Source organism: uncultured Aliiroseovarius sp., assembly GCF_947497285.1.
In the GTDB taxonomy this organism is placed as follows: domain Bacteria; phylum Pseudomonadota; class Alphaproteobacteria; order Rhodobacterales; family Rhodobacteraceae; genus Aliiroseovarius.
In genome coordinates this window covers 97,841-117,921 of the sequence record NZ_CANMFT010000003.1, presented here as the reverse complement: position 1 = coordinate 117,921, position 20,081 = coordinate 97,841, and the positions used below count along the sequence as shown (strand labels likewise).

Here is a 20,081-nt window from a genome sequence, read left to right as displayed (position 1 = left end):
TGACCCGGCACCCACGTCCATATAGGATGAAATCGAACGGAGGCGACATGGCAGAGACAGATTTCCCCGGCTGGCACGGCACGACAATTATCGGCGTGCGCAAGGGCGACAAAGTGGTAATTGCGGGCGACGGGCAGGTCAGCCTTGGTCAAACCGTAATCAAAGGCACCGCGCGCAAGGTGCGCAGGCTTTCACCCGGCGGGTTTGATGTTGTGGCGGGGTTTGCGGGATCCACCGCGGATGCGTTCACCCTGCTTGAGCGTCTGGAAAAGAAGCTGGAGGCGACACCAGGGCAGTTGGCGCGCGCTTCGGTCGAGCTGGCCAAGGACTGGCGGACAGACAAATACCTGCAAAAGCTCGAAGCCATGCTGATCGTCACCGACGGGAAGGAGCTTCTGGTCATCACCGGCGCGGGCGATGTGCTGGAACCGGAACATGACGTGGCCGCCATTGGATCGGGCGGCAATTTTGCGCTGGCCGCCGCGCGCGGGTTGATGGAAAGCGATCTGGACGCCGAAGGCGTGGCGCGCAAAGCCATGGCGATTGCCGCTGACATCTGCGTTTACACAAACGGCAACCTGACTGTTGAGGAGATCAGCAAATGACCGACCTGACCCCCCGCGAAATCGTCAGCGAGCTGGACCGCTATATCATCGGGCAAAAAGACGCCAAACGCGCCGTGGCCGTGGCGCTGCGCAACCGCTGGCGGCGCAAGCAATTGGCCGATGATCTGCGCGACGAGGTGTACCCCAAGAACATCCTGATGATCGGCCCCACTGGCGTTGGTAAGACCGAGATCAGCCGCCGGCTGGCCAAACTGGCGCGCGCGCCATTCATTAAAGTTGAGGCGACAAAGTTCACTGAGGTTGGCTATGTCGGTCGCGACGTCGAACAGATCGTGCGCGATCTGGTGGATGCGGCGATCATGCAAACCCGTGAGCAAATGCGCGAAGACGTGAAAGCCCGCGCCGAAGCCGCCGCCGAAGATCGTGTGATCGAAGCGATTGCCGGCACCGATGCGCGCGACGCCACGCGCGAAATGTTTCGAAAGAAGTTGCGGTCTGGCGAGCTGGACGATCACGAGGTCGAAATAGATATCGCTGACAGCTCGAACCCGATGCAGATGTTCGACGTGCCGGGTCAGCCGGGGCAGGGCATGGGCATGATGAACCTTGGCGATATGTTCGGCAAAGCGTTTGGGCAACGCACCGTGAAACGCAAGATCACCGTGCGCGATAGCTATGACCTGCTGATCTCGGACGAAGCCGACAAGCTTTTGGATGACGAAACCGTCAACCGTGCGGCGTTGGAAGCGGTTGAGCAGAACGGCATCGTGTTCCTAGACGAAATTGACAAGGTCTGCGCCCGCGCCGATGCGCGCGGGGCCGATGTCAGCCGTGAAGGTGTGCAGCGCGATCTGCTGCCGCTGATTGAAGGCACGACCGTGTCGACCAAGCATGGGCCGGTCAAGACCGACCACATCTTGTTCATCGCATCAGGTGCATTCCATGTCGCCAAGCCGTCTGACCTTCTGCCCGAGCTGCAAGGCCGCCTTCCCATTCGGGTCGAGCTTCGCGCCCTGACGGAAGAAGATTTCGTGCGCATCCTGACCGAAACCGACAACGCGCTGACCCGCCAATACACAGCCTTGATGGACACCGAGCAGGTAACCGTCGACTTTACCGAAGACGGAATTGCGGCCTTGGCCAGCATCGCGGCTGAGGTGAACCAGAGCGTTGAAAACATCGGCGCACGACGTCTTTACACCGTGCTGGAACGCGTGTTCGAAGAGCTTAGCTTCACCGCGCCTGACAAACCGGGCGAAACAGTGACCGTTGATAAAGGGTTCGTTCAGAAAAACCTTGGGGCGCTGATGACCTCGACCGATGTGAGCCGCTACATGCTTTGATGGCTATGCAGGCGGGGAAAGCTCGGTTATCCAATGGATGACCCGAGGAGACCCCGTTTGCGCCTATTCCATCACCTGACTTTGTTCCTGCTGCTCGTTTCCTGCGCTCCGCGTGGGGAGCTTACCCTGTTTGCCGGCGCCGGTCAGACGGGCGACCTGCAACGCATTTATGTCGGCACCACGCGTGAGATCGACGAGATGGGGTTTCCCAGCGGAAACCGCAGTCGTAACCTGATTTTCGGTCGCTTCGATGTCTCTGTGCCGCCAGAGCGGGAGCCGGGAAGCATCAATTGGCCATATTCAGCCAAACCGGATCCTGCCCAGCACTTCCTGCTCGACAACTTCTCGCCCATCGCAACATCCGAGGCCTTCAACAGCGCCTTGCGTCAAGAGCTTCGCTCGCGCCGGTCGGAATCCCGCACGGCGATTGTGTTTGTCCACGGTTTCAACAACAACTTTTCAGAAGGCCTTTATCGGTTTGCGCAGCTGACCGAGGATCTGGGCCTGCCCTTCTTGCCGGTCCATTATTCATGGCCCAGCGCGGGGCACCCGCTGGGATATGGTTATGACCGGGATTCGATGTTGATTGCACGTGACGGGTTGGAAACGACGCTAAGGTCCGTGTCCGAGGCCGGGGTGGACGAAATCCTTCTGGTTGGTCACTCGATGGGTGCCTTGTTGGCGATGGAGACGATGCGCCAGATGGCGATCGCCGATGGTCAGAAGGGGCTGCGCAAGATCGGTGGCGTCGTGCTGATTTCACCCGACATCGACATCGACGTGTTTCGCCAACAGGCAAACCGGATCGGCAAGCTACCCGAGCCGTTCTATATCTTCTCGTCCACGCGCGACATCGCATTACGGCTGTCAGCTGGGCTAACTGGTCAAACTGCACGGTTGGGCAACACAACGGATGTCGAACAGCTTGCCGAGCTTAACGTGACGATGGTTGATATCTCTGCCTTCAGCGATGGCAAGATTGATCACGCAACGGCGCTTGCCTCACCGTCCTTTTTGCGCCTGCTGCGGAAAGTGCCTGACCTAGGGGCGGCTTATGGCGCCGACCCTTCGGCACGGATCGGCCTGATACCGGGCACGGTGCTTGTTGTGCAGAACGCTACACGCCTGATCGTTCCGAACCTTGCTCAATAGGCGCTAGCGTCGCCGCCGCAGGTAGACGTAATAGGCGCCCTGACCACCATGTTTCAAATGGGCCTCGGTGATCTGAAGCACGTGCTGGCGCAGCGGCATCGTATGCAACCAATGGGGCACCTGGTGGCGCAGAACGCCATGGCGCACCGGGATCGGGCCGCCGTCGTCGCGGTGCTTGCCCTTACCGGTGATGATCAGCACCAACCGCCGGTCGGATGCAGCAGCCTCGAGTATAAAGCGGGTCAGCACTGGGTGAGCTTGGGCGATCGTCATACCGTGCAGATCAAGTCGGGCTTCAGGGGAAAGCCGCCCCTTTTTCATCTTGCCAAAGGTCTTGCGATCCATCGCGACGGGCTTTTGGGCGATAGCATCAGCCAGAACCGGCGCCAGTTCATGCGGTCGGGTGCTTGAGGATGTTCTTTCGCCCACCCGAAACCGGGATAGGTCGGTCTGCACAGGTGGCACCGGTTTTCGCGGGCGGTCAGGCAAAGGTTGGTCTGGCTTGCGCTGAAGCGGGTGCAGCCGGTCCGTGCTGTCTGTCACCTTCTTCCAAAGCGCCTTTTCTTCAGCGCTTAGATGTCTGGGGCGTCGCACGGGCCTATTCCTCTGGCAGGATGGCGAAGGCGCGCTGGATCGGCAGCAACACGATCATCCGGCCGGTGTCGCGAATCCTGCCTGCCAGAAGCCCCGCCTTATCCCCGGTTCCCCAGAAAATATCGGCACGCTGCGCACCCTTCACCCGCGACCCGGTATCTTGCGCGACCATGAGTCTGCGAAAGGGTTCTTCGCCGTCTTTTTCAAGCCAAACCGGCGCGCCAAGCGGCGTGTATTTCGGGTCCACCGCCAGCGATCTGTGCGCCGTAATGGATCGGTTCATCGCCCCAAGTGGTCCCTTTTCAGCCGCCACTTTGCCGATTTTGCGAAAGAAGACATAGGACGGGTTGGACATCAAAAGCTCATGCCCTGCTTCGGGGTTTCGCTTCACCCAATTCTGGATAACGCGCTGCGAGACCTGATGCCGGTTATAGACACCCTGGCGAACCAGCTCTTTCCCAAGAGATTTGAAGCTGTGGCCGTTTGATCCGCCATACCCCAGCCTGATGGTGCTTCCGTCAGGCAGCCGGATGCGACCCGACCCCTGAATTTGCAGAAACTGAAGTTCGACCGGGTCTTCGACCCACGCGATTTCAAGACCACGTTCGCGCAGCACACCACCTTCTTCGATATCGCGCCGCGACAACCAAAGGTCGTTTGCACCCAGCTCTGGTGGTTTGCGATAGACCGGATGTCGGAACCGAAGCGTCTCGGTCCGAGACCCTCGAATCTCAGGTTCGTAATAGGCGGTGAAAAGCGGGTCGTTGCCGTCCTTGATCAGGACAGGACGAAAAAACAGTTCAAAAAATGTTTTGCCGTCTTCTTGCGTTGCGCCAAGCGCACAAATCGGCCGCCACCGGGGATCATCAAGATCGCGACAAGTGTCCAGAAAAACCGACAATGCGGCTTGGTGGTCGTCCTGTTCCCAGCCCTCAAGCTCGTCAAAAGCAAGGATCGAAACGTCGGCATCCTGCAACCCAGCGAAAGCCGGGGCGCCCAAAAGGGCCAGCGCGCATGCCAGCCCCCGAAACATCATCCACCTGTGGCAACAAGCTGCCAGTTCGGGTTGTTCGATCCCATGACGCGCGCGAAGGTCCAGATGTCTTTCTGGCGCTTAACTTCGTTCGGGTTGCCCTCGATGATGTCGCCGCCCTTGTCCCGCAAGACCGACGTCAGCTCTCCGATAAAGCGCACCGTGACTTCGCCTTCGCGGCTGTCGGGGTCAAATTCGGCATCCACAAGCTTCAGCTCACGCAGCCCGACAAAGTTTGCCTCGACTGACAGGCCCTTCTTTTCGCGCTGCTCGACGACCGAAGCGAAGGTATCGTAAACCTCGTCGGACAGAAACGGTTTGATCTTCGCCATGTCGCCAGCTTCAAACCCCATCAGGATCATTTCATAGGCGCCCCGCGCGCCCCCCAGAAATTCGCTGACATTAAAGCTTGGTTCGGCGCCCTTCATGGCGGCAAGCGCCTTGGCGGCCGGGCTTCCGTCGGGAACGTGGTCCGTGATGTCGCTGTCCGGACCACCTTCAATGACTTCAAACTGGTCGCGCGCGATGGCGCGATCATCATTGCGGGTCACCACGGGCTTTTCAAAACCTTCACGCGTGCCAAGCACGTCGCGCAGTCGCAAAATCAGAAACAGGGCAATTCCGGCAAGAACCAGAAGCTGGATCAGGGGTGAGCTCATTTATACCTCTTTTCAAGCGCCATATGGAAACGCGCTAACCGGTGACATATGTAGGTGCTGTGCGGGGTCAAGTCCACTGCTCGAAACGAAAAGGAGTGCAGCCTCATGTGGCTTTTTGCCCTATTCATCGCCGTTCCGCTGATCGAGATCGCCTTGTTCATTCAAGTCGGGGGCGCAATCGGCTTGTGGCCAACGCTCGCGATCGTCGTTTTGACGGCGATCGTCGGCACCCAACTCATGCGGGCGCAAGGTGCCTTGGCGATGTCACAACTGCGTGAAAGCTTCGGTCAACTGAACGATCCGACCGAGCCTTTGGCCCACGGCGCGATGATCTTGTTTTCCGGCGCTCTGCTGCTCACACCGGGGTTTTTCACCGATTTCGTTGGTTTTTCGCTGTTGATCCCGGCGGTTCGCCGCGCGGTGTATAATTGGGTGCGTGCACGTGTGCAGGTGCAGTCTTTCAGCATGGGGTCGCAGAACCCGCACGCCCGTCCGCCGCAGGACGAAGATGTGATTGACGCGGATTTTACGGACGTCACGCCGGAAAACCAATCAAAGCATCCTCGCGTGGATGGTCCGTCAGGCTGGACCAAAAACTGAGCGTGCGTGTTCTGACATGTAGATCTTGAGCCACGGGGTGAAGACCTCGGGCGTGTGCGCGATCTGCTGCTCTAGCGATTCGCGGGTCAGCCATTGCACCGCCTGAACCTCTGCTGGGTTCAGGGTCAGGCTGGGCATCGCGTCACAGTGAATGACAAACAGGTCGACGACCTCGTGTTCGACCAGGCCCCCGCCAACATCAGCGCGGTATTCCAGATTTTCGACCCATTTCGGCATACAGCCGGTGATGCCCAATTCCTCTTCCAACCGACGCTGGGCGCACAATGCGGGGTCTTCGCCCCAATGCGGATGGGTGCAACAGGTGTTCGCCCACAGGTTTGGCGTATGGTATTTTTCTGCCGCGCGCTGCTGGATCAGCACCTTGTCACCGTGAAACAGAAAAACCGACACGGCTTTGTGCTTCAGACCCTGTTTGTGGGCCTCAAGCTTTTCAACCGGAGTCAGCGTGTCGTCGCACCAAGCGGGGATCATCTCTGTCATAGTGATCAAATACCCGCAATTTTCGTGCGGTGAAACCCCTTGGTTGAGGGCCCGCGACCAAGGTGATAAGGACGATCCAAAGGTTTTTCCCGAAGGAGAAGACAATGGCCGAACAAGCCGCTGAACAGAAAGCCCCCGTTCCCCCCAAGATGCAAATTCTTGGCCAATTCATTCGCGACATGTCGTTTGAAAACATCCTGGCGCAAAAGGGCGCACAAGGAGAGGTTCAGCCCGACATCAGCGTCGAGGTCGCCCTGGACGCCAAGAAGCGCACCGGTGACAACCAGTTCGAGGTTATCTCGAAATACACGGTCGGGTCGAAGAACAAGAACGGTGGCGAGCAGCTGTTTTTGATGGAGCTTGAGTATTCAGGCATCTTTCAGGTCGAAAACGTGCCCGAAGATCAGATGCACCCGTTTCTGATGATCGAATGCCCGCGCATGTTGTTCCCGTTTGTGCGTCGTATCGTGGCAGACGTGACCCGTGACGGGGGCTTCCCGTCGCTTAATCTGGATACGGTCGACTTCCTTGCGCTGTATCGTCACGAAATCGAGCGCCGGGCTGCTGCCGAACGCGGTGACACGCCGGTAAGCTAAGGTAGTCAGAACGCCTTAGCTGAACTTTTTCCAAAGCGCGCCGTCGCCCAGCTTTTCAACAAAAGCGTCATGGGCGGCGGCTTCTTTTTGACTGATCCGCGGGGGCAGCGGTTGGGGCCGGGGTTGCGGCCGCCAAGCCTCGGTCCTGGCGCCTGTTGTGTCGGACCCGGACCCTGCGGCAAGCACCAGGTCGGGCTGGCGTCCACCGATCAGCTCCAAATAGACCTCGGCCAGAATTTCACTGTCCAACAGCGCGCCGTGTAACGTCCGAGAGGTGTTGTCGATGCCGAACCGTCTGCACAAGGCGTCCAACGATGCGGGCGAGCCGGGAAACTTCTTGCGCGCAATGGCCAGTGTGTCAGTGGCTTGTTCCCAAGGGATCGCTGGCAGACCCATCCATTTCAGCTCGGCATTCAGAAACTTCATGTCAAAGCTGGCGTTGTGGATCACAAGCTTCGCGTCACCGATGAAATCGACAAACGCCTGACCCACAGATTTGAAAACTGGCTTGTCCTTCAACGTCACCTCGCCTTTCGCGGCGGGGCGTGGTTGGATCAAAAGGTCTGGGCCAATGCCGTGCACGCCGAACGCCTCGTCCGGCATGTCGCGTTCGGGATTGATATACTGATGGTAGGTCTTTCCGGTCGGCATGTGGTTGAACAGCTCAAGACAGCCGATTTCAACGATCCGGTCCCCGCTTTCGGGGTCGAACCCTGTGGTTTCAGTATCAAGCACGATTTCACGCATGGTCCAACCGCTCCTTCACGTCGGCAAGCACCTGTTTCACGGCATGCCGCGCCCCGTCCATCGTTTCCGTCGGGATCACGACATCCGCCCGGCTTCTTTTTTCGGCATCTGGAAGCTGTTTTGCAAGGATGGTCTTGAACTGGGCGTCTGTCATCGACCCGCGTGATAGCACGCGGTCGCGTTGCACGTCTGATGGGGCAGATACAACGACAACCAGATCGACATGGCGGTTGGCGCCGGTTTCAAACAGCAGCGGAATATCCAGGACAACGATCGGGGACCGGGTGTCGGCTAGAAACCTTTTTCTGTCTGATGCGACCAGTGGATGAACGACTTCTTCCAGCTTTTTCAATGCCTTGTCGTCGCTTGCGATCCACGTCTTCAGCGCATCACGATCAACGCCACCGTCGATAATCGCCTCGGGGCAAAGCGCGCGCACCGGCGCGACCGCTGCCCCTTCGGGCGCATAGATCCGGTGCACAGCGGCGTCTGCGTCCCAGACCGGAACGCCCTCGTCGGCAAACATCTGAGCGGTGGTAGATTTGCCCATCCCGATCGAGCCGGTCAGTCCAATGATAAACGGGCCGCTCATCGACCAATTACGGCCGCGCGCAAGCCATCATCCACCTTCGGTCGCAATCCGAACCAGCGTTCAAAGCCTGGCACGGCCTGATGCAATAACATGCCCAAACCGTCCACCACTGTGCAGCCGGCCTTTTCAGCTTCGCTAAGGAAGTGCGTGCGGAGCGGTGTATAGACCAGATCCGTCACCACCGCACCGGGCTTCAAGCCATCAAGCGGCACCCGGAATTCCTGCTTGCCCACCATCCCAAGCGAGGTGGTGTTCACGACTGTTGCCGCGCCTTCCAGCATGTTGCCGGCCTGAAGCCAGTCAAAGACCTTGATGCGGGTACCGAACTCCGCCCGCAACGCATCGGCGCGCGCGCGGGTGCGATTGGCCAACCGGATTTCCGGCGCGCCCACCTCGATCAAAGAGGCGATGACAGCCCGCGCAGCACCCCCCGCCCCGAAAACAACGGCTGGCCCAGCCGTCGGCGTCCATCCCGGCGCGCCCTGACGCAGGTTTTCCGTGAACCCGTAGCCGTCTGTGTTGTCGGCATGGATTTTCCCATCGGCGCGGAAAATCAGCGTGTTCGCCGCCCCGATCAGCGCAGCGCGGTCGGTGACGATATCTGCCAGCGACAACACGGTTTCCTTGTGCGGTATCGTAACGTTCACGCCAACAAACCCGGCCTTGGGCAAAGTGCGCACGACCCGCTCCAAGTCTTCGTTAACGACTCGCATCGGGATATAGTGCCCGTTGATGCCCAATGTTTTGAGCCAATGGCCGTGCAGTCGCGGGGACAAAGAGTGTTCAATCGGATCCCCGATTACACCAGCCAAAGGGATGCGTGTTTCGCTCATATTTTAAGATCTCCTCGCAAGATCAGGTATGACAGCAGGTCGGTCAGCGGCAAACCCAAAACATTGAAATAATCGCCGTCAACTTTTGCGAACAGCCGAACGCCTTCTTCCTCGAGCTTATAGGCACCGACAGAATGGCGGATACTGTCCCAATTGCGGGTGACGTAGTCGTCGACATAGGCCGCAGACAAGTCTCGCATCCGCAGACGAACCATCCCCACCTGACGCCAGATGGGCTTGCGATCTTCATACAAGACCGCGGCCGACAATAGACGATGCGTCTGGCCTGACATCTCCATCAATTGAGCCTTTGCGTCGTCCGGGTCGCGGGGCTTTGACAGAACCTTTCCGCCAATCTCTGCGATCTGATCACAGCCCAGAACCAGCCGATCGGGGTTCTTGTCTGCTATCTTGCGGGCTTTGAACTCAGCCAACGCATCGGCCAGATCGCGCGGAGAGGTGCCCTCGGCCTCCAGCGAGGCGCGGATCGTTTCTTCGTCTATACGGGCGGGTTGAATTTCGATATCAACACCAGCGTTTCGCAACAGTTGCGCCCGGATTTCCGAACGAGAGGCAAGAATCAACGTGGCGCTCATCTGATAACCCTGTGGAAAAACTCTGTTTGTTCCGGTGTCGAAAAACATGGAAAACCGTGCCCTGACTTCGATCCGGGATAACTCATCCCACCACTAAGATAAAATCCTGAATTCTTCCACTGTTGGGAAAATTCTTCTGTTGGTGTGGATATCAGGAAACGGTTCGAAACTGTCCCTTGAGTTATCCCCATTGGAACTGCCCGCTCCTACCTTGTTTTTCACGTCATCCGTGATCTATCCAGAAAAGTATCCTCTGCTTTTGCCTCTGTGCGAAAGGGGCGGGATAATCCATTAATCCCCATTATCCACAGGCCCTACAAAAACATCATCTTTTCTTTCTCTTCTTTATTATTTTAAGAAGGCCTGAACCCGGTGGTCAGACAAGGAGTGCTTAGAATGGGTGATTTTCTTGCTGATGTTTATCCATGGACAAAATCGCTTCATGTCATCTCGGTGATCGCTTGGATGGCAGGGCTGTTCTATCTGCCTCGTCTGTTTGTCTATCACGTAGAAGTCGTCGGATCGGGCAATGAAACCGATGATCTGTTTCAGACGATGGAACGTCGCCTTTTGAAAGCGATCATGAATCCCTCCATGATCAGCACTTGGATCTTCGGGCTGTGTCTGGTGTTCACGCCGGGGATTGTCGATTGGTCGATGGTTTGGCCATGGACCAAGGGGCTTTCCGTGATTTTGATGACCTGGTTTCATATGTGGCTTGCAGGGCGTCGCAAAGATTTCATCGCGGGGACCAACACGCTGACCGGCCGTCGCTATCGGATGATGAATGAATTCCCGACATTGCTGATGCTTGTGATCGTGTTTTCAGTGATTGTTAAATTCTGAAATCGTTGACTCGTGCGGCAATCGCGCATATGTCGGCGTCAAGCGAGCCGTCCGGCTGACCGCATTTCCCATTTCTAATCAGACCGCATCTGTCCAAATTTTTGCTGTCTTGAGGCCAATCAGAGCATCCCCATGTCCGAAAACCGTCTGAATCTAGCTGAACTCAAAGCCAAAAGCCCGAAAGAGCTTGTGAACATGGCGGAAGAGCTTGAAATCGAAAACGCATCCACCATGCGCAAGGGCGAGATGATGTTCTCGATCCTGAAAGAGCTGGCGGATGATGAATGGATCATCGGTGGCGACGGCGTGTTGGAAGTCGTGCAAGACGGCTTTGGCTTTCTGCGCTCACCCGAAGCGAACTATCTGTCAGGTCCTGATGATATTTACGTTTCCCCCGACGTGATCCGCCAGTATTCGCTGCGCACTGGTGATACGATCGAAGGGATCATTCAGGCCCCACGGGAAAACGAAAACTACTTTGCCATCACGAAGGTTGAAAAGATCAACTTCGGCGATCCGGAGCTGGCCAAACACAAAGTGGCGTTTGACAACCTGACCCCGTTGTATCCCGATGAACGCCTGAAGATGGAAATTGAAGACCCCACCATCAAAGACCGCTCGGCCCGGATCATTGACCTGGTGTCACCGATCGGGAAAGGCCAACGGGCATTGATCGTGGCGCCACCGCGGACGGGTAAAACCGTGCTGTTGCAAAACATCGCCCATTCGATCGAAACCAATCACCCGGAATGCTATCTGATCGTTTTGCTGATCGACGAGCGCCCGGAAGAAGTGACCGACATGCAGCGGTCAGTGAAGGGCGAAGTTGTATCATCGACCTTCGACGAACCCGCCACCCGTCACGTGGCCGTCGCCGAGATGGTGATCGAGAAAGCCAAGCGCTTGGTCGAACACAAACGTGATGTCGTGATCTTGCTGGACTCGATCACACGCCTGGGACGCGCCTTCAACACGACTGTGCCGTCCTCTGGCAAGGTCTTGACCGGCGGTGTGGATGCCAATGCCCTGCAACGCCCAAAGCGGTTCTTCGGTGCTGCACGGAATATTGAAGAGGGCGGGTCGCTGACCATCGTGTCGACCGCTTTGATCGATACCGGTTCGCGGATGGATGAGGTGATCTTTGAGGAATTCAAAGGCACCGGCAACAGCGAGATTGTGCTGGACCGCAAGGTCGCTGACAAGCGGGTATTCCCAGCCATCGACATCCTCAAGTCCGGCACGCGGAAGGAAGAACTGCTTGTTGATGCAAAAGATCTGCATAAAACCTTTGTGCTTCGTCGTATCTTGAATCCGATGGGCACCACAGACGCGATTGAATTCCTGATCTCGAAGCTCAAACAAACGAAGTCGAATGCAGAGTTCTTTGATTCAATGAACACGTAACTTATTGTTATAAAACAATGGGTTAGATATATGGATACGATTTTTGCTCTTGCCAGTGCCCGCGGGAAAGCGGGTGTTGCAGTGGTCCGGATTTCCGGGCCACATGCGTTTTCGGCTGCGCGACAGATGGCAGGCAGCCTTCCACCCGTCCGCAATGCAGGGCTGAGAAAGCTAAGAACGACTGACGGCACCATCTTGGATGAAGCGCTGGTGATCTGTTTTGACTCGGGTGCCAGCTTTACCGGGGAAGATGTCGTCGAGCTTCAGCTGCATGGTTCAAGTGCTGTCGAGCGAGGTGTGCTGTCCGCGCTCTCTCGTATTCCAAACCTTCGCCTTGCAGAGCCTGGGGAGTTTACGCGCCGCGCCTTGGAAAACGAATGTCTCGATCTGGCACAGGTTGAAGGCTTGGCCGACTTGCTTGATGCGGAAACCGAAGCGCAGCGGCGTCAGGCCTTCGCTGTTCTGTCTGGCGCGCTTGGTGATACGGCAGAAGGCTGGCGGCGCGATCTGATCCGAGCGGCGGCGTTGCTTGAGGCGACCATTGATTTCGCAGACGAAGATGTTCCGGTCGATGTCTCGCCCGAAGTGAGCGCTCTTTTGGATGATGTGCTGACAAAGCTGCGCAAGGAAACGTTGGGAACGCGGATTGCAGAACGCATACGCGACGGTTTTGAAGTGGCGATTGTCGGGCGGCCGAATGCTGGTAAATCGACATTGCTGAACGCTCTTGCGGGTCGCGATGCCGCGATAACCTCTGAGATTGCGGGCACAACGCGAGATGTGATCGAGGTTCAGATGGAGCTTGCCGGGCTTGCGGTTACGGTTCTTGATACTGCTGGCCTTCGCAAAGCAACGGATGAAATCGAAGCGATTGGTGTCGAGCGCGCATTAACGCGTGCTCAAGCCGCTGATCTGCGGATTTTTCTTCTGGATTCAGCGCAGGACGAGCTTCTGATGCAACCCCGTGATGATGATATTGTTGTCTATGGGAAAGCCGATCTGAGCGCATCGGCCGGGTTTTCTGTGTCTGGGCGCACCGGGCAGGGGGTGGATGAGCTTATCAACCGCATCGCCTCGGTTCTGGAGCGACGGGTTCAAGGCGCCGGCATCGCAACCCGTGAACGGCACAGGGTTGCCATGACCGGTGCGCTTGCCGCTTTGGAAGACGCTCGAATCGAGATACAACACGGTCCTGAGCGTGCAGAATTTGCCGCAGAAGAGATCAGAACAGCGATCAGAGCCCTTGATAGTTTGGTTGGTCGTGTCGATGTAGAGCACCTGTTGGATGAAATCTTTGCAAGTTTTTGCCTTGGAAAGTAACGACCTGAGTTGACGGATTGGAGTGTTTCACGTGAAACATCGCGACTTTGATGTGATTGTGGTTGGTGGGGGCCACGCTGGCGCCGATGCTGCCCATGCGTCGGCTCGACTTGGTGCGAAAACGGCCCTTATCACGCTGCGCAAGGAAGATCTTGGTGTTATGTCGTGTAATCCAGCCATCGGAGGGCTTGGAAAAGGCCATCTGGTGCGAGAGATTGATGCGCTGGACGGGTTGATGGGGCGCGTCGCTGACAAAGCGGGCATTCAATTCCGGCTTTTGAACCGACGCAAAGGACCAGCGGTGCAAGGTCCACGCGCGCAGGCTGACCGCAAGATCTATCGTCAAACGATGCAGGCAGAGATCGCCGCAACACCAAATCTGACTGTGGTTGAGGGCGAGGCCGTAGATTTTCTAATGAAGGGCGCGCGCGTTGCCGGTGTGCGTCTTCTGGATGGGTCAGAGCTTCATGCCGCTGCGGTGATTTTGACGACCGGCACGTTTCTGCGGGGAATCATTCATGTGGGTGACAAGACCTCGTCAGGCGGAAGAATGGGGGATCGTCCTTCGGTCAAGCTTGCCGAACGCATCGACGGGTTTGGGCTTTCGCTTGGGCGGTTGAAGACAGGGACGCCACCAAGGCTGGATGGGCGGACCATCAACTGGGATGTTCTGGATATGCAGCCCGGCGATGATGCCCCGGTGATGTTCTCGTTCCTGAACACCAAGCCTTCAGCCGCGCAAGTATCGTGCGGGATCACTCATACAAACTCGCAAACTCATGATATCATTCGAGAAAACCTTGATCGCTCTGCGATGTATGGTGGCCAGATCGATGGTGTTGGGCCGCGCTATTGTCCCTCGATTGAGGACAAGATCGTGCGCTTTGCCGACAAGAGCTCGCACCAGGTGTTTCTTGAGCCAGAAGGCATCGACGATCACACCGTTTATCCAAACGGGATCAGCACATCGCTCCCGATCGATGTGCAAGAAGCCTATGTTCGCTCGATCCATGGCCTGGAGTCTGCCGAGATTCTTCAGCCCGGATACGCGATTGAATATGACTACGTTGATCCAAGGTCATTGACCGAAACTTTGGAGCTGCGCGAGGTGTCGGGTCTATATCTGGCAGGCCAGATCAATGGCACCACAGGATATGAGGAAGCCGCCGCGCAGGGGCTCGTTGCCGGCCTGAACGCAGCGCTCGCTGCCAAGGGCCGTGACCCGGTGGTGTTTTCGCGTTCATCGTCCTATCTGGGCGTTATGATCGACGATCTGATCACTCGAGGCGTCACCGAGCCTTATCGAATGTTCACATCTCGCGCTGAATTCCGGCTGTCGCTGCGTGCCGATAACGCAGACCAGCGCCTTACGCCGCTGGGCATTGAGCTTGGTTGCGTAAGTCAGGCTCGTCGCCAAGTGTTTCTGGATAAATCGGCGGCCTTGGCAAAGGCTAAGGAGCAACTAACCGCGCGAACATTCACCCCGCAGGACTTGGAGAAACTGGGGCTGACCGTTCGCAAAGACGGAACCAAGCGGACAGCGTTTGACCTGCTCGCCTTTCCGGACATGGACTTCGAGAAGATTATCCAGCTGGATCAGACGTTTGATGCTATACCACACGAAATTCAGGTCCAAGCCTCACGCGACGCCCTATATGCGAACTACATTGACCGGCAAGCCCGCGATGTTGAGGCGCTTCGCCGTGACGAAGCATGGCAGATACCAAGCGATTTCCAGTATGAAGCGATGGAGGGCCTGTCGAACGAGCTTGTCGACAAGCTTTCGCGCGCACGCCCAAGAACCCTTGCTCAAGCCGGGCGGGTCGAAGGAGTGACGCCAGCAGCGCTGACGCTTATTCTGGCCAGACTGCGGCAAAATCAGAAGAAGAAATCAGCCTGATGAGCGCGAAGTCGTCGGATCAGCTTGATGTTTCACGTGAAACAATGCAGCGACTAGAGGTCTATGCCGCGCTGTTGACCAAGTGGAACCCCGCGATCAATCTGGTCGCGCACTCAACGCTGCCAGATCTTTGGTCCAGACATTTTGTTGATTCGGCCCAGATTTATGACCTGGCTCCAAAAAACATCAATATGTGGTGTGATATGGGGGCAGGCGGCGGATTCCCCGGCCTGGTTACAGCGATTCTGGCGGCAGAGGCTGATCCCGGTCGAACAACAGTTTGCGTAGAAAGCGATTTGCGCAAAGCCACGTTTCTACGAACCGTAATCCGGGAAACCGGCATCCGCGCGTCAGTTGAGGCGCATCGAATCGAAAGTGTCGCGCCGTTGGGCGCCGATGTCGTGTCCGCCCGTGCGTTGGCGCCGCTGAGCGACCTTCTGGGCTACGCATCGCGTCACCTGACCGAAAATGGGGTGTGCCTTTTTTTGAAAGGCGAGAATTTCAACAAGGAACTGGATGAAGCTCTTGATCATTGGCGGTTCGAGCTTGATACATATCCCAGCAAAACCAACCCAAGCGCCACCATTCTGAAAATCGGAGACCTCACCCGTGCCTGACACTCTTCGCGAGCATCGGACCAAGATTATCGCGGTCACAAACCAGAAGGGCGGGGTCGGGAAAACGACGACGACCATCAATTTGGGCGCGGCGCTTGCCGAGGTCGGAAAAACGGTGCTGCTTGTTGATCTTGATCCTCAGGGCAACGCATCAACCGGGCTTGGTGTGGACATGAGCGACCGCGAGCTGACAACCTATGATCTTCTGCTGGAAGAAGCTCCGCTGATCGACATTCTTCAGGAAACGGATGTCGAAAACCTGCTGATCGCGCCCGCAACGACAGACCTGTCTTCGGCGGATATCGAGTTGGTTTCCAATGAAAAACGCAGTCATTTGCTGCATGATGCCCTGCGCGCGCCGGGGCTTGATGCGCTAAAGATCGACTATGTCCTGATTGATTGTCCGCCGTCACTGAACTTGCTGACGGTAAATGCTCTGGTCGCGGCCGACAGTGTCCTGATCCCCCTGCAAAGCGAATTTTTCGCGCTGGAGGGCCTGTCTCAGCTTATGCTCAGCGTGCGCGAGGTCCGACAGACCGCGAATCCGAAGTTGCGCATCGAAGGGATCGTTCTGACGATGTATGACACCCGCAACAATCTGTCACGGCAGGTTGAAAGCGATGCTCGTGACAACCTTGGTGATCTTGTCTTCAAGACAATCATACCGCGCAACGTGCGTGTCAGCGAGGCACCGTCTTTTGCGCTTCCGGTATTGATGTATGATCCGACATCGAAAGGCAGCATCGCCTACCGCGACTTGGCGGCAGAATTGTTGGGCCGCAAACAAGGAGGCTAGAGTGAGCAAGAACCAAAAGCAAAGAGGCCTTGGCCGGGGGCTGTCCGCCCTTATGGCGGACGTGACGCCCGAAGACGACACCAGGTCAGAGGCGCAGGCAACGCGGCGTGCCGACATGTTGGTGCCCGTCGAAAAGATCGTTCCCAACCCAGAACAGCCGCGCCGCCTGTTCACACAGGAACAGCTGGAGGATCTCGCGTCCTCGATCCGCGAAAAGGGCGTAATTCAACCGCTTATCGTTCGCCCTAGCCCAACCAAAGAAGGTGAGTTCGAGATTGTCGCAGGGGAGCGGCGCTGGCGCGCCTCTCAGATGGCGCAACTTCACGAACTACCTGTTATCATTAGAGAATATAGCGATACAGAGGCGTTGGAAGTCGCAATTATCGAGAATATCCAGCGCGCCGACCTCAATGCGATAGAAGAGGCCGCAGGGTATCGCGACTTGATGAAGCGTTTTGGTCATACGCAGGAAAAAGTATCCGAGGCGCTTGGAAAAAGCCGAAGCCACATCGCGAATCTGCTGCGCCTTTTGAACCTGCCCGAAGAGGTGCAGGATTTCGTTCGTAATGGGAAGCTGACAGCCGGCCACGCGCGCACCTTGGTCAATGCCGAACACCCCTTAGAGCTTGCGCGTCAGATCATTTCCAAAGGGCTTTCCGTTCGCGCCGCTGAAAAGCTTGCCAAAGCACCCGCTGCAAAGGTTGCGAAACCGGCAGCGCAGAGGGCAGAGAAGGACGCAGACACACGAGCACTTGAATCCGACCTCTCTGCCGCGCTGGGTATGAAGGTTCAGATCGATCACGCAGCCGGGGGCGATGCGGGGGTCGTGACGGTTCGCTATAAGTCTCTGGACGAGCTTGACGAGCTTTGCGGCAAGCTTTCGACTTAGTCCGGGAGCAGCTCGCGGATGATTGCATTCAACACGGGGCGGCCCGCGCGGGTCGCTTTTAGTGTCTGATCGGTGACTTCGACCAACGATAGCTCAATTAAGCCTTTGATTTTATTGATATTTAACCTTGATTTGAACTGATCGTCAAGGCGGTCAAGATCGATGCCCTCGGTCGTTCTAAGGCCCATAAGAAGGTATTCAGTCGTCTGCTCATCAAGCTCAATCACCGAGCGGATGTTTTCAGCGGCTCCATTCGCCGCCGCACTAAGCCAGAGCGCGGGTGAAAGCGGCGCTTCGCTGGCAAATCTGGTCCCGTCAATGGTCAGGCGACCATGCGCGCCGGGTCCGATTCCCACCCAATCGCCGGACCGCCAATAAATCATGTTGTGTCGGCTTTCCTGTGTGGGGGCCGCGTGGTTGGATACTTCATAGGCCGGAAGGCCTGCATCTGTTGTCATCTGTTGCGTCAGGAAATACATGTCCGTCGCAAGCTCGTCCGGGGGTAAGCCTTGAAGCTTTCCCGCGTCAAACCGTGCGCCGAATGCTGTTCCGGGTTCGATGGTGAGTTGATAGAGCGACAGATGATCGGCCCCGAATGAAAGCGCGCATTGCAGCTCATCTTTCCACGCGTCCATTGATTGATCTTGCCGCGCATAGATCAGGTCAAAACTCACCCGGTCAAACAGTGATTTCGCCAAGGTTAGAGCCTGCTTCGCTTCGCTCACGGTATGCAGGCGCCCCAACCGCTTCAGGTCCGTGTCATTCAATGCCTGAATGCCGACCGAGATCCGGTTGACGCCCCCCGCTTTGTAGCCCGCGAAGTTCTGCGCCTCGATTGATCCGGGGTTGGCCTCCAGCGTGATTTCAATGTCATTGGCGAAGGTCCAGTGATGCGCGGCGCGTTCGATGATCGCCCCAACGGTCGCTGGCGCCATCAGGCTTGGTGTGCCGCCGCCGAAATAGATTGAGTTCAGGATGCGATCAGGCGTTTCAGCCGCGTATCGGTCAATCTCCGCGATGTAGGCGTTTAGCCAAGCGTCATGGTCGATCGACGCGACGACATGGCTGTTGAAATCGCAATAGGGGCATTTGGATTGGCAGAACGGCCAGTGGACATACAGTCCGAACCCGCCGATTTGCCAATTTTCAAGCAAATGCGCCACGCACAAGTTTGGCGAACGCGTCGGCGCGGTGGCTCATCTGATGTTTCTCGGCCGGGTCCATTTCACCAAAGGTGATGTCGTGACCGTTTGGCACGAAAATGGGGTCATATCCGAACCCAAGATCGCCGCGCATGGGCCATGTCAGGTGCCCATCAACACTGCCTTCGAATACCTCGTCATGCCCATCGGGCCAAGCCAGGCACAGCGTGGCACAAAACTTGGCCAAGCGCGGGTGTGGCGCGTTCTTTTCTTCCAGAAGCGCCCATGTTTTTTCCATCGCCATCGGAAAATCACGACCATTGGGCGTTTCGGCCCAATCTGCGGTGTAAACGCCTGGAGCGCCGTCCAGCGCATCGACCATGATGCCGCTGTCGTCGGACAGCGCGGGCAGGCCAGAGGCCTTTGCGGCAAAGTGCGCCTTGATCCGGGCATTGCCGACGAAGGTGTCTTCGGTTTCCTCAGGCTCATCCAAACCAAGAGCCCCCGCCGATGTCACTTTGACGCCAAAAGGCTCTAGCAACGCGGAAATTTCGCGCAGCTTGCCGTCATTATGGGTCGCGATGACAAGCTCCTTGCCCGTGAACTTGCGCATTAGCTCGTTGCCTCTAACTGAGCGGCGACCAGCTCGGACACGCCTTTGTCGGCAAGGTTCATCAGCTCGTTCATTTGGTCGCGGGTGAAGGTCGACCCTTCAGCGGACATTTGCACCTCGATCAGTTTGGGACCGCAAAGGACGAAGTTGCCGTCAACGCCAGCTTCGCTATCCTCGGGATAATCCAGATCAAGCACCGGCTGGCCTGCATAAATGCCGCATGACACAGCAGCCACCGGATCAACCAGCGGGTTGGTGGTGATGTCGCCCGCCTTCAGCAGCTTGTTCACGGCCAGACGCAACGCAACCCAGCCACCGGTGATCGCCGCACAGCGCGTGCCGCCATCGGCCTGAATAACATCGCAATCGACGGTGATTTGGCGTTCGCCAAGACCAACCAGATCAACACCGGCGCGCAGTGAACGACCGATCAGGCGTTGGATTTCGACCGTCCGCCCGCCCTGCTTACCAGCTGCGGCTTCGCGACGCATCCGCGACCCGGTGGACCGGGGCAGCATACCGTATTCTGCGGTCACCCAGCCCTTGCCGGAATTGCGCAGAAACGGCGGCACGCGTTCCTCAAGCGAGGCAGTGCACAGCACATGCGTGTCACCCATTTTAATCATGCACGAACCTTCGGCATGCTTTGTGACTCCGGTCTCGATTGAAACCGGGCGCATTTGATCTAGATTCCGACCTGATGGGCGCATGAGCTTCCCCCTTTGTTTCATGTTCAAAGGCG

23 protein-coding genes are annotated in these 20,081 nt (G+C 57.2%); 12 read left to right on the top strand and 11 right to left on the bottom strand.

Annotation, left to right across the window (positions count from 1 at the left end; genetic code table 11):
• Window positions 1–47: 47 nt before the first annotated feature.
• Genes hslV through Q0864_RS06135 form a run of 3 tightly spaced genes read left to right on the top strand, consistent with a single transcriptional unit; the run spans window position 48 to window position 3,061 of the window.
• Window positions 48–605, top strand: coding sequence for an ATP-dependent protease subunit HslV (gene hslV / locus Q0864_RS06145; RefSeq protein WP_298566914.1), 558 nt, complete (start codon window positions 48–50; stop codon window positions 603–605).
• Window positions 602–1,909 carry an ATP-dependent protease ATPase subunit HslU gene (gene hslU, locus Q0864_RS06140; protein ID WP_298566912.1) on the top strand — a complete coding sequence of 436 codons (1,308 nt, stop codon included), beginning with the start codon at window positions 602–604 and terminating at the stop codon, window positions 1,907–1,909. Before hslV ends, hslU begins: the two co-directional genes overlap by 4 nt.
• A 57-nt stretch (window positions 1,910–1,966) precedes the next feature.
• Window positions 1,967–3,061: an alpha/beta fold hydrolase gene (locus tag Q0864_RS06135; protein ID WP_298566911.1), complete on the top strand. Its 1,095-nt coding sequence runs from the start codon at window positions 1,967–1,969 to the stop codon at window positions 3,059–3,061.
• A 3-nt stretch (window positions 3,062–3,064) separates the two neighbouring features.
• Here Q0864_RS06135 and Q0864_RS06130 read toward each other — a convergent pair whose 3' ends face one another.
• From Q0864_RS06130 to Q0864_RS06120, 3 genes are read right to left on the bottom strand one after another with little or no spacing between them, the layout of a single operon-like run.
• Window positions 3,065–3,655 (bottom strand): Smr/MutS family protein, encoded by a 591-nt coding sequence (locus tag Q0864_RS06130; RefSeq protein ID WP_298566910.1) that lies wholly within the window; start codon window positions 3,653–3,655, stop codon window positions 3,065–3,067.
• A gap of 4 nt (window positions 3,656–3,659) precedes the next feature.
• Window positions 3,660–4,688, bottom strand: a complete 1,029-nt coding sequence (locus Q0864_RS06125; RefSeq protein WP_298566909.1) for an MltA domain-containing protein — start codon at window positions 4,686–4,688, stop codon at window positions 3,660–3,662.
• Window positions 4,688–5,347: a Tim44/TimA family putative adaptor protein gene (locus tag Q0864_RS06120; RefSeq protein WP_298566908.1), complete on the bottom strand. Its 660-nt coding sequence runs from the start codon at window positions 5,345–5,347 to the stop codon at window positions 4,688–4,690. Before Q0864_RS06120 ends, Q0864_RS06125 begins: the two co-directional genes overlap by 1 nt.
• 105 nt (window positions 5,348–5,452) lie before the next feature.
• On the opposite strand from Q0864_RS06120, the gene Q0864_RS06115 reads away from it, so the two are divergent.
• Entirely contained in the window at window positions 5,453–5,947 is a 495-nt protein-coding gene (locus Q0864_RS06115; protein ID WP_298566907.1) for an FxsA family protein, read from the top strand.
• On the opposite strand, the gene idi is transcribed toward Q0864_RS06115, so the two are convergent.
• Window positions 5,927–6,448 (bottom strand): isopentenyl-diphosphate delta-isomerase, encoded by a 522-nt coding sequence (gene idi, locus Q0864_RS06110; RefSeq protein WP_298566906.1) that lies wholly within the window; start codon window positions 6,446–6,448, stop codon window positions 5,927–5,929. The genes Q0864_RS06115 and idi overlap by 21 nt on opposite strands.
• Before the next feature lie 104 nt (window positions 6,449–6,552).
• Between idi and secB the strand changes: the two genes are divergently transcribed.
• Window positions 6,553–7,044 (top strand): protein-export chaperone SecB, encoded by a 492-nt coding sequence (secB, locus tag Q0864_RS06105; RefSeq protein ID WP_298566905.1) that lies wholly within the window; start codon window positions 6,553–6,555, stop codon window positions 7,042–7,044.
• Window positions 7,045–7,059: 15 nt separating this feature from the next.
• Here secB and dnaQ read toward each other — a convergent pair whose 3' ends face one another.
• The 4 genes from dnaQ to Q0864_RS06085 are packed head-to-tail and all read right to left on the bottom strand — an operon-like array spanning window position 7,060 to window position 9,812.
• Window positions 7,060–7,791, bottom strand: a complete 732-nt coding sequence (gene dnaQ / locus Q0864_RS06100; protein ID WP_298566903.1) for a DNA polymerase III subunit epsilon — start codon at window positions 7,789–7,791, stop codon at window positions 7,060–7,062.
• Window positions 7,784–8,383: a dephospho-CoA kinase gene (gene coaE / locus Q0864_RS06095; RefSeq protein WP_298566902.1), complete on the bottom strand. Its 600-nt coding sequence runs from the start codon at window positions 8,381–8,383 to the stop codon at window positions 7,784–7,786. The genes dnaQ and coaE overlap by 8 nt, the downstream gene beginning before the upstream one ends.
• Complete coding sequence (locus Q0864_RS06090; RefSeq protein ID WP_298566901.1) at window positions 8,380–9,216, bottom strand: shikimate dehydrogenase; 837 nt, start codon at window positions 9,214–9,216, stop codon at window positions 8,380–8,382. The genes coaE and Q0864_RS06090 overlap by 4 nt, the downstream gene beginning before the upstream one ends.
• Window positions 9,213–9,812 (bottom strand): Maf family nucleotide pyrophosphatase, encoded by a 600-nt coding sequence (locus tag Q0864_RS06085; RefSeq protein ID WP_298566900.1) that lies wholly within the window; start codon window positions 9,810–9,812, stop codon window positions 9,213–9,215. The genes Q0864_RS06090 and Q0864_RS06085 overlap by 4 nt, the downstream gene beginning before the upstream one ends.
• 396 nt (window positions 9,813–10,208) lie before the next feature.
• On the opposite strand from Q0864_RS06085, the gene Q0864_RS06080 reads away from it, so the two are divergent.
• The 7 genes from Q0864_RS06080 (at window position 10,209) to Q0864_RS06050 (ending at window position 17,584) form a co-directional block, all read left to right on the top strand.
• Complete coding sequence (locus Q0864_RS06080; RefSeq protein ID WP_298566899.1) at window positions 10,209–10,658, top strand: CopD family protein; 450 nt, start codon at window positions 10,209–10,211, stop codon at window positions 10,656–10,658.
• A gap of 132 nt (window positions 10,659–10,790) precedes the next feature.
• Window positions 10,791–12,062 carry a transcription termination factor Rho gene (rho, locus tag Q0864_RS06075; protein WP_298566898.1) on the top strand — a complete coding sequence of 424 codons (1,272 nt, stop codon included), beginning with the start codon at window positions 10,791–10,793 and terminating at the stop codon, window positions 12,060–12,062.
• Between the two features lie 30 nt (window positions 12,063–12,092).
• Window positions 12,093–13,382, top strand: a complete 1,290-nt coding sequence (mnmE, locus tag Q0864_RS06070; RefSeq protein WP_298566897.1) for a tRNA uridine-5-carboxymethylaminomethyl(34) synthesis GTPase MnmE — start codon at window positions 12,093–12,095, stop codon at window positions 13,380–13,382.
• 31 nt (window positions 13,383–13,413) lie between these two features.
• On the top strand, window positions 13,414–15,282 hold the full coding sequence (gene mnmG / locus Q0864_RS06065; protein WP_298566895.1) for a tRNA uridine-5-carboxymethylaminomethyl(34) synthesis enzyme MnmG: 1,869 nt from the start codon (window positions 13,414–13,416) through the stop codon (window positions 15,280–15,282).
• On the top strand, window positions 15,282–15,899 hold the full coding sequence (rsmG, locus tag Q0864_RS06060; RefSeq protein WP_298566894.1) for a 16S rRNA (guanine(527)-N(7))-methyltransferase RsmG: 618 nt from the start codon (window positions 15,282–15,284) through the stop codon (window positions 15,897–15,899). The genes mnmG and rsmG overlap by 1 nt, the downstream gene beginning before the upstream one ends.
• The gene (locus Q0864_RS06055) at window positions 15,892–16,695 is read left to right on the top strand and encodes an AAA family ATPase (protein WP_298566893.1); all 804 of its coding nucleotides are present in this window, start codon (window positions 15,892–15,894) and stop codon (window positions 16,693–16,695) included. The genes rsmG and Q0864_RS06055 overlap by 8 nt, the downstream gene beginning before the upstream one ends.
• 1 nt (window position 16,696) lies before the next feature.
• Window positions 16,697–17,584, top strand: coding sequence for a ParB/RepB/Spo0J family partition protein (locus Q0864_RS06050; RefSeq protein WP_298566892.1), 888 nt, complete (start codon window positions 16,697–16,699; stop codon window positions 17,582–17,584).
• Here the strand turns inward: Q0864_RS06050 and hemW are convergent.
• From hemW to rph, 3 genes are read right to left on the bottom strand one after another with little or no spacing between them, the layout of a single operon-like run.
• Window positions 17,581–18,738 carry a radical SAM family heme chaperone HemW gene (gene hemW / locus Q0864_RS06045; RefSeq protein WP_298566891.1) on the bottom strand — a complete coding sequence of 386 codons (1,158 nt, stop codon included), beginning with the start codon at window positions 18,736–18,738 and terminating at the stop codon, window positions 17,581–17,583. The two genes, Q0864_RS06050 and hemW, sit on opposite strands and share 4 nt — an antisense overlap.
• Complete coding sequence (gene rdgB, locus Q0864_RS06040; RefSeq protein WP_248364534.1) at window positions 18,731–19,339, bottom strand: RdgB/HAM1 family non-canonical purine NTP pyrophosphatase; 609 nt, start codon at window positions 19,337–19,339, stop codon at window positions 18,731–18,733. Before rdgB ends, hemW begins: the two co-directional genes overlap by 8 nt.
• A complete protein-coding gene (gene rph, locus Q0864_RS06035) occupies window positions 19,339–20,049 on the bottom strand; it encodes a ribonuclease PH (protein WP_298566889.1) in 711 nt (236 codons plus the stop codon). Before rph ends, rdgB begins: the two co-directional genes overlap by 1 nt.
• Window positions 20,050–20,081: the final 32 nt, after the last annotated feature.